The following is a 14,044-nucleotide window of genomic DNA, read 5'->3' as shown; positions in this document are numbered from 1 at the left end:
GGATAGCGATTGCACTACTGTTAATTCATATACGCCGCAAAGTTACCCAGTGCTGCAAATACTGAAGATTGGAGTTGGGAAATCGTCTGGACAATATTAGAAACTTGTCTGGATATCCAGACGACTTTTCTTTATGAATTAAAGCCCTTAGCTAGATTAAAATCAGTAATGCAATCGGGCGCAGCTAAGAGCGAATCTTTAAAATCAGAAGAGAGGTTCAATTTTGAGCAACAATCAGTATGTCTAGAGTGGTTGTATCACAATTTTCGTTTCCATCGCTATCAATAATAAAATACAACGAAGAGCCGACTGAAACTTGGATATCTGACTTGATAAAGGATGATGCCTGCCCAGCGATACTGTTTGTTGAACCTGAGAGTAAAGTTTGAGGTTGATTTTCTTGATCTAAAAACCATTTAATGCCATTACCACAGGCTCCAACAGGAGCAATTCTTCCTAATACGCTTACTTGCCCTTGAATAGGGCTAGTCCAACGTAAAACAACCGCATTATTAACAGTAGGGTGTGCAACAGCTAGACCTGCCAGACCTATTGAGGAATCTGGAACTGGAATTGGAGTTGAGGGATTTAAATGATAGACTCCAAAATAGGGTATAAAAGCAGAAGGGGTTTCTACTCTTTGCCAACATCGAATGTTTGTAAGAAGCACACCGACATAATTTCTACAAGGAGAAGCCAACTTCTCAAGTGATTGATAACTTCCCGGATTATGTATGGTTTGCGCCTTCATGAATGTCCAAGTCCGGGTGGGATTTCCATTAAATCCTATCATTAGATCCCGTGACAAATTCCATGATAATGGCTGATTATTTGCTTCAGCTGCTAAAATAGGTAAGGAAAGTGACACAATAGATGCGCTAAGACTCAGCATTTGAGCTAGTCTTTGTAATCCCTTTGTTGAGTACATTATGATTACCTTTAATTAAGAATGAAAATCAATGAAGCCTACACCAGCCCGATTGGGATGGCGATCGCACTTCAATAAGGCCTCTCTACAAAGAATGAAGTGATACTATTCAATTTCTCAAAGAACTTGCAGATCGCGCCTACCTTCAACCTTTGCGAGATAGTCTTAATCTATATACGCCGCAGAGTTACCCCGTGCTGCAAACACGCAGAAAATTTCTCTTGAAGCTTATACCAGACCAACCAGGATAGCGATCGCACCAAGTAGCGAGTGACTAAGGATGACAGTATATAAATTCCGAAACTTGGCATAGTGCCAGCCCCACAGCAAACCCACAATAAATGTGAGAACCAGCGTCGGTACATCTCGATAAATTAGATGAACGCAACTGTATAGCAAAGTCGAGAGGAAAATCTGTAAAGAGATCGGGAATTTTGCTCTAGAGAAAATACCAAAGAGAAAGCCGCGATACAAAAACTCCTGTACAGGAGAAGACACGCCCACAAACAAAAGGTAGAAAGTCCAGTTATATGCCGAGTTGTCGAGGCGCGTTCCTTGAGTAATATAGTGAACAAGTATCAGCAGAGCAATAGCCAAGGTGGGTAGAGCGATCGCTTTGAGAGAAGCTCTCAAGTGTTTTTGAGTAAATCCCAGTTCTACAGGAGAGAATCGGTACAGTCTAGCGATCACTAAAATCACCATCGCAGATAGAATCAGCACAGCAAACCGCCATGAAAAAGGAACCAACCCCACAAATATCAATACAACAGGCAAAATATAGGTAAAACCTACAATCAGAATTACTTTCTGTCGTTCTTGGCGGACTGACTGAGTTTTCATATTTACTCATCTCCCACATTCAAGTCAATCCAGCGAACGAGCAAGAAAAATAAAGGTGCGAAAAAAATGATACCTGCACACCAAATAGTCAGGGGATCGCTACTGTCCATCCCAAACAGGCTATCGATCAGGAAAACACCGAATAGACTACTGAAAATTCCAAAACCTAAACAGAACCATAGGAATAACACCAAAACAGGCTGATATTTTTTGGTTGCGCTTCTGTATATGCTAGACAGAGTTGTGATAAAGAGTATAAAAATAATTGCGTAGACAATGACATTTATCCCAGCTAGAGTACCTCGAAACTCAGGAGAAAATAACAGGCTCTTGGTGTGGTCTATGCTGTAGCTCTGAAAAGGAACCCACAACAAAATGCCCAATTCGCACAGAATGAGATAGGTCAAGTATCTATTTTTATTAAATACGGAGTCCGGTAGAAACAGAATCTTAGAAACAAGGGCTAAAATCTGAAGACCACAGCCGAGAATGGCAACAAAGTTGAGGGTATAAAACCAGCGACTGATAGAAAAAGCTTCTGGATGTTGCCGCCAAACATCATAAGATGTAGCAATCCGTAACAGTCCTTGAAATCCCGTAATCTTTTGGCGATCGCTGTTATTGGCTATCAATCGAGTTATAGCTGACTCCATCTCAGACTTTTTAAGCGTTAGATTCCCTCGATCGTCGAAAGCCTGATGAGCATCGAAAAGTTCCAGTGGAATGCTGTTGATATGTGCCTGTGAAGTTTTCTTGTCTTGGTAGAGTTTTTGGAGTTGCGCCTGATGAACTATCGTTGTCGCATCAGATTTTAACTCCATCAACATCATACGATCGCCAGTCAGCTCAAGGAACAATGCCCCCGATGTGATAAAAATAGTTACGAGTGTCAAAATTACAAACAGATGTGTCTTGACACGAATCATGCAATGCGCTCTGTAAGCAGAAAACAGAGAGATCCACAGGAAAAGAGAAGGATACACTGTGATGTGTGGGTAGAGTTGTGCGTAAAGCCTCAAAGTCTCCCAACCCTGAAACTCGCTAAATATCGCTACTGGTAAGCTAACAAGCATGACGATCGCCAATATGCCCAGTACCATCTCCCACTGCCAAGATAACCTCCGCTCCGAAAACAAACGATTCCAAGTCAGTTCTTTGGCAAGGGGATTTGCAACAATTACAGGAAGCCAACTTTTACCAGGTGCAAATTTCTGTTGTAATTGCTGTCTAGCTACATTCATCGATGCAAACAGAGAACGGTCTTTAACAAAAGCTGCAAGAAAATGCCGCAATAATTCTCTGGCAACAGAAGACTCAACCATCTCACGCATGACAATACAGTAGGGCAGGGATAGCTCTGTTAGCTGATTTGCCAGCCCTAAACCATCGCAAGAATTGAAGATTGCTAGTTGCAACTTGTTCTGGATGGCACTTTCGAGCAAGTCTGTGAGTTCGGCGATTTCGATAACTCCTTGTTCGCGATCGGCTGGGTTAATTTGAATGCGACCGATTCGCCCGTTGCGATCGCTTTCGCTATGTCCAGCAAAAAAGAAAATATGCCAGCCTTGGCGGTCTTGCAACTTTTCTTCCAACTGTTTGCGTGAAGGTTGCTTAAGAATATCGGGTTCTCCACCATGTTGCCTGAGACTTGCGATCAACTCTTCTTCTTCGGCAAAATTGAGTTCTTGGTCGCCAAAAACTACCAGGATGCGTGCGGTTGCTCTGATTTGTGGTGCTTGCTGCTGGTGAAGTCGTTTAAAATTCGTCGCAGCGATCGCAACTTCCACACCGTTACTAGTGTAAGCTGCTAAAGCATCCCACTCCTGCCAAGGAAGCCCTCGTAGTTGTCGGTCTTCTGTCTGCACGATAATCTGGACTTCTTTTGTAATTCTCTTCCTGTAGCTTAAAAGAACCATACTGACGCGCGGATCGGGTTTTCCATTCTCATCGATCCAGCCATCGCTACCAAGCCATCTGTTTAATTCGGCTTTCAAAGAATTTGTCAGTTCTGTGAGATTGACTACCCCTGGCATCAGATTGTTGCGATTTTTGACAACCTTACGATTACCTTGGAGACCAATATAATACTGCCATTCTCTGAATTTATCTTCAAGAGATTTTGGTAGAGGAGAGAGAAACGAAACGAGTTCTTCTATTTGTCCTTGGTGATCATAGACAGCAAGGGTGACAGGCAGAACTTCAGAATTTTTCAGTTGCACCCGTCCACCAATTTTGAAGGAGATTTTAAATACCATGACAACTCCATTTTTAAGCAATGAAGTATTCTCTAGTAAAAGTTTCTCCCCACCGCAATTCTACCCAGAATTCTTCACCAGGAGAGAATTCAAGGGGGATACGGATGAGGTCGGCTGGAGTACTGACTGTTTCGGTATAAATCTCAGATTCGTCGGGTACACTAACCTGTATACCTATAGGTAGAAAACCACTTTCAAGTCGAACGATCACTGTAACAGTGATCGCTCCATTGCTTTGCGAAACAGAAAGTTGCATTTCAAATACCTGCCCTACCAGTTGGATCTTCTTCTTGCAGGTAGCAGCACTCAACTCGCGCATTGCTGGTTCCCAGTCGGAATCGTAAACATTATTCAGCCAGTTTCTCAAATAAGTAATTTTTTTGGCAGCGAAGTCCCGCGTCAGGTTATCTATTTCACCTGTTTTACTTCGTGCAGATGCTTCCTGTTGTGTCAAGTAGTCCATCGCCTCGTCCATTGACTTGAGATCGGCGTAGGCGTAGCCCGTCGTAGATATCGCCACTTCTTCGCCAGAAGTTTCAGCATCAAAAGCGGGCAGAAAACCAATCAGTGTGGCTACTTTTTCAGAACTAGTGATTTCTACAAATAAATAGCCGATGCGATCAGCCCAAGTTTCCGGTGGTAGAATAATAGTCTGCTGCCCTGCTGTAATTACGCGGCATTCTAAATTGCCCAATCCGACCAATTCTATCTCGTTTGCTTCGCTCCACACACGGCAAGCTGCATTCCATCGTTCTGCTTTGGTAAGATTTGTTTGAAAATTCAGCAGACGGAAGTACGCATTGGCAACGAGTACAGCTAAGGTGTTGAGATAAACTCTTTCATGGGTATCTTGCGTGAAATACTGTGACGCATAGGCTCTAGCTTGTTGACGAAATGAAGCAGTGATTGGGAATGGAATTGCCAGATCCCTTAAGGCATTCAGCTGATCATCCATAGTTATCTTCTCCAAAAAAACTATGATTTGTATCCAACCACTCTCGCAACAATGGTTCACATTTTCTGCACCAGTGGGATGTAACTGCACCGCGTGTTGAGCCAACTGACGCAGCGATTTCCTCCCATTCTTTGCCTAAGACAATTCTTAAGTAAGCGAGTGACTGACAGTTAGCTCTGGGGTTATTTCTGATATGGCAATCACTAAGAATGTTATCAGGATTGTCTTCGATCCACTGAACAAATGATTCCCAAGTATCGAGAAGCAAGGTGGCATCTACACCAGAAATGACTTGATCTAAAAGATTTAGTTCACCTGTATACTTGTGAGAGTAATCACGTTGCACAGCACGAATTTTATCCTTGTATTTGTTGCGAAGGCAGGCGTTAAACCAGTGCCAGAATAAACCTCGTTTTGGATCGTATTTCTCACAGAGTTTTTCACTTACAAACATCATTGTTTCAACTAAAGCCTCCTCATAAAGATCGCCTACTCCTTTCCAAGTACACGGCGATTTCAAGACTCCTCGAAGTATGCTATTGAGGGCTTTACGACGCTGTGGACTGTTTGGTAGGTGGCTGCAAGCTTCTTGGATGAACGCTTGCAGGTAGAGGTTTTGCTCGTCCATAAACTGATGACATTGTTGTGGCAATGTCATTAAGCATACAACACCCTCTACTATCCTCTATACGAAAAATCATGGCTTAGTGCTGCAAAAAGTTATTACTTAATGCCTTACCTTTAAGACAACAAGAGGGTTAACATAACAGGGTGGTTGTCTTCCAAAACAACAAATTTATTTTTTAGTAATTAATTATACTTATAACTCAGGATTACAATCCCGATTGATCAAAAACTGATATTGCTTTTGCTGTGCAGCAGCTATTTCTGACGGAGCATTAAATATAGTAGCCCTTGTACCAAGTTGGAGTTCTTGGTATAAAGGCACACCATCACCATCATTATCGCTGAGAAGAATCTTGGTCATGATATGAGCAGGGGCAACTTGCGCGAGGCGATTTACTACATTAGCAACAAATTCGTTAGATGCTTCGCAGCCATTAAGGTATCTAATCAAAGCATCAGCAGTAGCCTCAGTCATCTTAGCTGGGTTTTTTACCCCCGCTTCCAGAATAAAGTCATCGTAAATAGCTTTCTCGCTATCAGTAAAATTTTCCTTGCAAGCTTGTTGAATAATTAATTCAGCCTGCTGTTGTTGATTTAAAATTGTCATAGTGGTTTTTAGATATTGTTAAAAGAGTAACAGATATGACACATTATGTTTGCGATTTATATGGCAATACAAATTGGGATCTTCCAATAGAAGAAGTCACTGCTAGAACATTCAATACAGAACAAGAAGCAGAACAATGGTTCAAAGATAAGTGTTCTGGTAACAGTATTGAATTTAGTGGCTTCCATGACACTGAACGCTACGTCACCAACTGGGTTTCCTGCGACGGGAAAGAAGTTGGTGAAATCACTAAACGCCCTAGTTCCAATGAATTCTAATTAGAAATTCAGAAAATTGTTTGTACCAGACAATTTTCTCGATCAATTTTAACTCCATATTAAATGACACTGATAGATGGACAATTAATACGAGAACACGTAAAGCAAGAATGTCAAAAATACAAATCCATTTTTCAAGCATCTCAAAAAGAAGTAGCAATCATCAGATTTGAGGCTTCAGAAAATGCCAGCAACGGACTAAGAGCTAGATATGAAGCAGCCAGAATCTCAGCAGAACAAAAAGTAGCAACGTTCAACGCTATTGGCATTACTCCCAATTATATTGTGCTGTCACCCAATATTGCAGTAGAGCAATTTGACAACATTATCCAATCCATTAATGAAAACAGCAAGGTGACTGCTGCTATTGTTCAATACCCAATTCCAGCTAAGTTTACAACTTCAATTGGGCTATTAGAACCACAAAAAGATATAGATATCGTCCGCAGACAAAGTAACAATTTTTTTGAAAGTTGTGCTACTGCTGAAGGAATCGCCAGAATTGTTGAATCCTATGCACAAAGCGATTCCAATGTTGCAGTTGTCGGTGGAGGTGGCTTTGTGGGCAATGGTGTCATCAAATATTTAGAAGCAAGTAGAATCAGCTGTTTCTGTTTGGAAGACGGCGATGACTTGAGTAGAACTCAAGCAGCTGACATTGTGGTATCTGTCACCGGAAGACAAGGAATTTTCACTCCTTATGTACTCCCGTCTCATCGCTTGGTTGTCGATGGTGGCTTTACACCTACTGCTTCTGGTGCTGCTGGCGATGTAGATCGCAGTGCTTACAGAATCCCCCAGAACATTACGCCCGTCCCTGGAGGTGTTGGCCCGATAGAAATGGCAATTTTAGCAGAACGTTTGGTAAAAATAGATTTGGGCGTAGAACTTGGGAAATGGAACTACCAGCAATTACAGCAAGAACAAATGCAACGTGCTACTATAATAGCCCCCATAGCTAGAGTGTTCTTCGCACAACAAGCAACTGCTTACCCTCAATCCATTCGCACAGAGAGAGAAAACCTATTTGTCTTGGAAGGCAGTAACTACCAGATCCGCTTCAATAGCACCACGCAAAGTTTGATTGTTGCCAGAACCAATGAAAAGCTAACGTTAATTCGGCTATCTCTTGCAAGTAATCAAATTGAAACCGCTAGAGGTATAACAAACGAGGACGTAACAAGATGGCAACAAATTCAAGCTGCGATCAATTCAACAACAACGCAATCAAATGATAGAGGTATGGAGCTTTGAAATTATCAATCATCACTGCAACATACAATAGACCTATGCAGCTTGCATCTACTGCACTGCCAAGCATTCAAAGTCAAACTGACCGCAATTTTGAGTGGATTGTCATCAATGATGGCACTAATCCTGACACCAGAGATATTATCACCAGCATTATGGCAAAAGCTGATTTCCCCATCAATTACATTGAAATGGCACACCCTGACCCTTGCAGTGGCTTTGGCTTGTGCTACGCCCGTAACCTGGGACTAGATGCAGCTGGTGGTGACATTGTTTCATACCTGGACGATGACAACAGCATAGCTCCTGAATTTGCTGCCTCAATGCGGCAGTACTTTAAACAACATTCCAATATTCGATATAGCATAGCAAGACAGCAGCGCCGCCGCGATGTCATCCGCAATGGTAATGTTGTTCGTCAAGGAAAGCCGTTTGTTTCGCCTAGCAATTGCTGCTCCTTACAGCAGCTTTTATGGCAACAAGAGATATTCGACAGCAATGGTTTCGTCCACTACCGAAGCAATGCTCCTAGATGGAACCCCTTGTTTCAAGTATTTGCAGATTACGAGTATTTGCTGCAATCTGCTTGCATCTGGGGTGAAAGTGGCTTTGGTTTCAATGACAGCATTCTTGTTAACTATATCCAGTCTTCTATTGGTATTATTGGTAGTTCTAATTATGAGCAGTGGGCAACTGAGCTATCGCTAATTGTCACTAATCAAGCTAACTATTCCATTTTTAAAGGCAGTATTGTTGAACGCTTAGAAGAGCTTGTAGATAGTTATAGTACCAAAGCACAAATTTCATTAACGCCAAAAGCATTTGCGTTCTGACAATATAAAGCAGAGCATCAATAGTATAGCAACAACCAAAACCACTACTTTGGACTAACGCCTACCTGCTAAAACAGCAAGTAGGTAACTTTTTATGACCCAACCTGAATGGTTAGAAGCAAACAAGCAGGTTTATTCCAAAGAACATGGTGTTATCCATATCGCCGCCATCATTGAGAAAAACCTTTACTTTAAAAAGGGTAGTTTAAACCAAATTATTTTTGACTGGGAGCATGAGGTAAATAGCGGTAATTTATTACCTCTAAACCAAGCACCAACAGGTAAAAGCATTCTCTACCAAGAGATAGCTGCTATTCTTGATGGATCTGGAAAACTACAAAGCTGCGAAGTAATTCCTGCTCAAGAAGCTAAACTTTATCCCATCCCAGATGATATTCACCCTCTAGTTAAACTGGCCCTAAGTAAGTCAGGAATCACCCAACTATACTCTCATCAAGTCGAGGCATGGCAAGCTTACAAAAAAGGAGAAGATATAATTCTTCAAACTCCTACCAGCAGTGGTAAAAGTATTTCTTTTCTCATTCCAGTCATTCATGAGTGTCTAAAGGGTAAATCAGCTTTAGTATTCTTTAACTTGAAAGCACTTGCATTTGACCAGGTAGAGAAAATACGTTCCTTTGTTAGCCACTTAGATGAAAATATTCGCCCCCAAATTCTCAATATTAATGGAGATATTCCTCCCCAAGAGCGCAAACAACTTTACAGCAATCAACCCTCAATTTTATGCGTGACTCCTGATGTATGGAACCACGAACTTAACAACTATCAATTCGATTCAAATTGGGGATTTAGAGAAACAATCAGAAAACTTTCAATCATTGTCTGTGACGAAATGCATTTTTACCAAGGCATATTTGGTTCGCATTTTGCACTACTTAATCGGCGAACTCAACTTATGATAGAATCTGTCGGCAATGATATTTCAAAATTACAGTACATCTTCGCTTCTGCAACAATTAGTAACAGCAGCGAAATTGCCCAGAAGATATCTAATCGAGAAGAACAAAGTAACCTTGCTATTATTGACCAAAGTGGGGCAAAACGCTCGGAGATTACTTTTATTAGCCTCAAACCACGGAACAATACATTTTACCAAACTGCCCAAGTCGCAGCTATGCTCGTAAGTAAAGGCATCGTCGGGATTTGTTTCTGCGATAGTAGGGAACTAGTTAAGGTTTTAACTAATGCCATCCGTAAAGCTTTAATCGAGATGCAACTGCCCCACCTGGGAGAAACCATCTCAGCATTTTATGGGAGCATGAAGGCAAATCAGCGTAACAAAATTATTGCAGATATACAAAGCGGGAAGGTCAAGTTCATTATATCTACAAGTGCTTTGGAAGCGGGTTTAGATATTGGGTCTATTGATGCAACTATCGTACATAGTTACCCCGGCTCAATTCTTGCCTTTCGCCAGAGGGCAGGACGTGCGGGGAGGCAGGAAGCAGGACTATTGGTGTTTATTCCGTCGAAAAGGTCGATTATGGATTCTTACTACGCCAATTACCCAGAACGCCTTTTATCTGATCCTCCAGAAATTATCAACTTTAACCACAATTATGAAACAACTTTGGAGCAGCATATTCTCGCTTGTTGCAAAGAAAGTAAACCGACACAAGCTCAAATTGCCCGGCATTTTGGTAATTCTGGTAATGCGATCGCCCGACAGTTAATCGGTGATAATCAACTAATCTTCAGCTACAATCAAAGACTGACAACTAATCGAAATCTCGGTTATGTCCACTCAAAAATTAAAGTTAGAGGCAACACTGACCAAAACATCAGTTATATCAATCAAGATAGCGCAGAAGAGTTTGAGGAAAGTTCGGCATCTTCTGCACTAAGAGAAGTTTACCCTGGTGCTATATATCTTGCTCAAGACTTTGATGGCAACCCCGTACAGTATAAATCACAAGAACTAAATTTAACCGAAGGGAAAGCAATTCTCAAGCCAATAGAGGCAACCAACCTATTTAGTCGTCCTGAAGGAAGTCTGAATTTCGAGGAAATTAAAATTGTCGGGGAAGCCAAAATTATCAATCTTCCCCAAGGGGCTGCTAGATTTACACCTGTTTCAGCCAAAATCAAAGAAGAAATTTATGGCTACAACTTGTACAGGCTGCAACAAAAATGGACTTGCACTAATAACAGATGTCGCAACTTCAATTTAAATTTACCTGGACACTTACAAACTTGCCCTGCTTGTAAAACCCAACTGATTGAACGAGAATTTGTCGAACTATTGGAGGAAAATAAATACGAAGAATCACTTGCTCTTAACTACAATACATTCTGCGTCAGGGTTGAAATTAACGCTGATGCACGAAAATATTTTTCAGTTGTGGTCAAAAATCACAGAAAAGAGATACTTAATAAACAGAAATATATTACCAATGAGGAGAAACAACTATTTGAAAGCAATGAAACCCAAATTTGCGTTCATACTCTCGCTCATCACCTTATACTCAGTTTACCACTTGTCGAACATGGAGCAAACAGCCGAGATATAGATTTCATGTTAGTAGAAGTGCCGTCTAATACTAAGATAGTTGGCTATTTCTTTGATACTTGTGAACATGGTACAGGTATGTGCGATACCCTCATCAAATATTTAGAGACTGCCTTGATTAAAGCAAAGTTTCTAGTCAATAATTGTCCTTGTAAATACGGCTGTTCTTCTTGTACAACAATTCAACGCTGTCCTGATGATAACGAAGCACTGTTTAAATCAGTTGGACTATCTCTACTAAAGGAAATAATCAATCCCACAGAGACAAGAACTATTAATCAATAGTTAAGATAATCCTATCCAGCTTGGGTAGGATTATTTTTTTAGTAATTCAACCACATACATCGCTTACGCACAAGATTGATGATAGTTTTGAGAATAAGCGATGTACGTCGAACTATTAGCTGATTCAAATCCAAACCCTAAAAGATTTCAAATTATTCACGCACCATCATATTTACTTACAGAAACAAATTTTCAGATAGGAGATTTTGTCGAGTCGAACAATATTGATTTTATTATAAATTATGCTGTAAATCTAGGGTATCAGGTGAAAATATCTCATCCTGAAACCCAACAATATAATAAATATCCTCTTCCCAAAATCAGTGATGAACTAGCCGATTTGATAATTAATTATCCATCAGACTTAACACTGCGAACTAATGGGATGGTTTTTGAACAAAGGGCATATTTAATGTCTAAAGTTTACGATGAAGTGTGCCAAAATCTTGAATCAAAAGCTCTTTTAAGAGAAGCAGAGTATTGGCTGATAAATTACGCACGAGAAGTAATTGCCAAACAATGTCATTACTTACCAGATATCCTAATGAAATTAGATAACCCAACTGTGAGAGCAATGGCAATAGATACACTCATGCTTTGGCAACCAGATTGGAACAAGGCTATCTCCCAATATAGAGGAAGTAGATTTGAGGCTGGCAATAATGAATTTGAGGTTATCAGCTACTATCACAATCAAAAAAAGAAGGGGAGGGAGGGAATAATGGTACTGTGCAAGGTAACAAAAACCATGAATAATCATCTTGAGTTTCCTACCTTTCCTTGCAATGCAAACTGTACTCTTGGGACTTATCAAGTCGAAAATGCACTTAACAAAAGGTTAGCTTAAAACATAATCACCATCTGAAATATTAATCATGGACGAGCAACAAATCAACTATTTCATAACAGGTATTTGTACGTTTCACTGGAATGCTGATTTTCATAAATTCTGTCAAGTTTGCAACTTTGACCCTAACCACACCTATTCAAAAGAGAAATGGCAGCAGTGGCAACAATTTGTATCCGGTATTAAAGCGTTTGACAAAAATACACTTGTTAAGCTAGTTGAAGCTGGCCATCAATTAGCACGACAGTCATAATCTCAAACCACTACGGTCACTAACGCACCAGTGCATGAATTATCGAAATAATTAGCCACATGAATTCATGCACGCCCAAATCCGTCATTTGGTATCTTCGCTTGACAACCTACCCGAAGAATGGCGAATCGTTCCTACCTTTGGTAAACGTCCTTTAGGGAAAGAATGGGAAAAAAATACTTACTCTCCCAAAGAACTACAAACTGAACTCATCCGCCGCCGATTAAAAGTTTGGACAAATAACAGATTTATCACCCCCACTGGTATAGCCTTGGTTTGCGGTTTCAATCATCCCCAAGGGTACTTAGTGGCTATTGACTGCGACGGGGAAACATCCTGGCGACAAATTATTCAGATTAACGAACATTCTGAACCAGAAGAACTCAACCACCTAACACCCACCGAAACACGCGATACTCCTATGGAGTCGTTATGCGATCGCGCTCAACAATATCTCCCTCCCACAATTGCATTTACCTCTGGGAGGAAATATCGCAGCCAACGCTTATACCTCATCCCAAATTCAAAAGCTTGCGATGTCAAATCTCGCAAAATCAAAACTGGGAAGGACGAACACCTGGAGTTTCGAGGCAAAAACCTAGCTTCAATTCTTCCCCCATCCTTTCACCCAGAAGGTAGAAATTACAGATGGCTTCCCGGCTGTAGTCCATCTGAACGCCAAATAGAAATAGCTCCCGATTGGGTAATTGCCCAAATGCTTGTCAAACAGGAGAAAACAAGAAAGTTTAACCTACCCAAAGAAAAATATAACCGCAGATATGGGGTAGACAGGTACGCTCATTTAATTCCCTCAATAGAAACCAATATTCAAACCGCACTTGTGCTACTCGAAGTCATCCACCCTCGGTTTGCAGATGATTACCATTCGTGGATTCAAGTCGGGATGGCACTCAAGAGTGTTAGTCCCATTTTATTTAAAGCATGGGACACCTGGAGCCAACTTTCTCCTAAGTACAAACCAGGCGAATGCGCCTACAAATGGCAGTCTTTTAACAAGACAGGTATTACTATCCGCACCTTATTTAGATTAGCTAATCTCTCTTAATCATGAGTAATCAAACATCATCTGACGAGAATGCAACTGGCTTTGAAAATAGCTATAGCAGTAAAGATTTTAATCCTGATATTCAGGACAGTCTAAATTTAGAAAAAACATTAGATGAATCAGTAAACACTGAAGTTACAAGTCAAGATTCATCTAGCGGGATAACTTTAAGCAAAACCGCCATAATAACAATTCAGTTAACACCAAATTCTGAAAAAGCAATTGTCACAATTGGAATCCAAGATGCACCTCCGATTATTAAGATAATTAACTTAACTGAGATAACATCTCAGCCTTTCATAAATAACTGGCTAAATGATTTAGAAAAATCTCTCCCAGGAATGTTAAATATCTGCAAACAAAGGATGGAAAAGCAGACTAAAGAGCAGAATCAACAGGAACAATCCAGACAAGTACAAAAGCGTAACCTACCTGAAGATAAAGATAAGAAACCTGCACCTAATAACCAACTGTCACTATTTTAATTAC

The 14,044-nt window shown here is 40.7% G+C and carries 14 protein-coding genes; 8 read left to right on the top strand and 6 right to left on the bottom strand.

Annotation, left to right across the window (positions count from 1 at the left end; translation table 11 throughout):
• Positions 1-217: 217 nt before the first annotated feature.
• From GSQ19_RS28910 to GSQ19_RS28885, 6 genes are all read right to left on the bottom strand, one after another.
• A complete protein-coding gene (locus GSQ19_RS28910; RefSeq protein WP_011316850.1) occupies positions 218-928 on the bottom strand; it encodes a RasGEF domain-containing protein in 711 nt (236 codons plus the stop codon).
• A gap of 228 nt (positions 929-1,156) precedes the next feature.
• A complete protein-coding gene (locus GSQ19_RS28905) occupies positions 1,157-1,768 on the bottom strand; it encodes a CPBP family intramembrane glutamic endopeptidase (protein WP_011316849.1) in 612 nt (203 codons plus the stop codon).
• A 2-nt stretch (positions 1,769-1,770) separates the two neighbouring features.
• Positions 1,771-4,023: a CHAT domain-containing protein gene (locus GSQ19_RS28900; protein WP_011316848.1), complete on the bottom strand. Its 2,253-nt coding sequence runs from the start codon at positions 4,021-4,023 to the stop codon at positions 1,771-1,773.
• 13 nt (positions 4,024-4,036) lie between these two features.
• A complete protein-coding gene (locus GSQ19_RS28895) occupies positions 4,037-4,978 on the bottom strand; it encodes a DUF1822 family protein (protein ID WP_011316847.1) in 942 nt (313 codons plus the stop codon).
• Positions 4,971-5,636 carry an RNA polymerase sigma factor gene (locus GSQ19_RS28890; RefSeq protein ID WP_011316846.1) on the bottom strand — a complete coding sequence of 222 codons (666 nt, stop codon included), beginning with the start codon at positions 5,634-5,636 and terminating at the stop codon, positions 4,971-4,973. The genes GSQ19_RS28895 and GSQ19_RS28890 overlap by 8 nt, the downstream gene beginning before the upstream one ends.
• 162 nt (positions 5,637-5,798) lie before the next feature.
• Positions 5,799-6,212 (bottom strand): hypothetical protein, encoded by a 414-nt coding sequence (locus GSQ19_RS28885; RefSeq protein WP_011316845.1) that lies wholly within the window; start codon positions 6,210-6,212, stop codon positions 5,799-5,801.
• Between the two features lie 35 nt (positions 6,213-6,247).
• Between GSQ19_RS28885 and GSQ19_RS28880 the strand changes: the two genes are divergently transcribed.
• From GSQ19_RS28880 to GSQ19_RS28845, 8 genes are all read left to right on the top strand, one after another.
• Positions 6,248-6,490, top strand: a complete 243-nt coding sequence (locus GSQ19_RS28880; RefSeq protein ID WP_011316844.1) for a hypothetical protein — start codon at positions 6,248-6,250, stop codon at positions 6,488-6,490.
• Between the two features lie 63 nt (positions 6,491-6,553).
• Positions 6,554-7,744, top strand: a complete 1,191-nt coding sequence (locus GSQ19_RS28875; RefSeq protein ID WP_011316843.1) for a bifunctional 5,10-methylenetetrahydrofolate dehydrogenase/5,10-methenyltetrahydrofolate cyclohydrolase — start codon at positions 6,554-6,556, stop codon at positions 7,742-7,744.
• A gap of 35 nt (positions 7,745-7,779) precedes the next feature.
• A complete protein-coding gene (locus GSQ19_RS28870; RefSeq protein WP_011316842.1) occupies positions 7,780-8,574 on the top strand; it encodes a glycosyltransferase family 2 protein in 795 nt (264 codons plus the stop codon).
• A 94-nt stretch (positions 8,575-8,668) separates the two neighbouring features.
• On the top strand, positions 8,669-11,389 hold the full coding sequence (locus GSQ19_RS28865) for a DEAD/DEAH box helicase (protein ID WP_011316841.1): 2,721 nt from the start codon (positions 8,669-8,671) through the stop codon (positions 11,387-11,389).
• Positions 11,390-11,489: 100 nt separating this feature from the next.
• A complete protein-coding gene (locus tag GSQ19_RS28860; protein ID WP_011316840.1) occupies positions 11,490-12,236 on the top strand; it encodes a hypothetical protein in 747 nt (248 codons plus the stop codon).
• A 28-nt stretch (positions 12,237-12,264) separates the two neighbouring features.
• Positions 12,265-12,489, top strand: a complete 225-nt coding sequence (locus tag GSQ19_RS28855) for a hypothetical protein (protein WP_011316839.1) — start codon at positions 12,265-12,267, stop codon at positions 12,487-12,489.
• A 67-nt stretch (positions 12,490-12,556) separates the two neighbouring features.
• A complete protein-coding gene (locus tag GSQ19_RS28850) occupies positions 12,557-13,555 on the top strand; it encodes a bifunctional DNA primase/polymerase (protein ID WP_011316838.1) in 999 nt (332 codons plus the stop codon).
• Positions 13,556-13,557: 2 nt separating this feature from the next.
• Complete coding sequence (locus tag GSQ19_RS28845; protein ID WP_011316837.1) at positions 13,558-14,040, top strand: hypothetical protein; 483 nt, start codon at positions 13,558-13,560, stop codon at positions 14,038-14,040.
• The last annotated feature ends 4 nt before the right edge of the window (positions 14,041-14,044 follow it).

Source organism: Trichormus variabilis 0441, assembly GCF_009856605.1.
Classification (GTDB): Bacteria; Cyanobacteriota; Cyanobacteriia; order Cyanobacteriales; family Nostocaceae; genus Trichormus; species Trichormus variabilis.
Note: the sequence above shows the minus strand (reverse complement) of the source record. Positions and strands in the feature narration are given on the sequence as shown.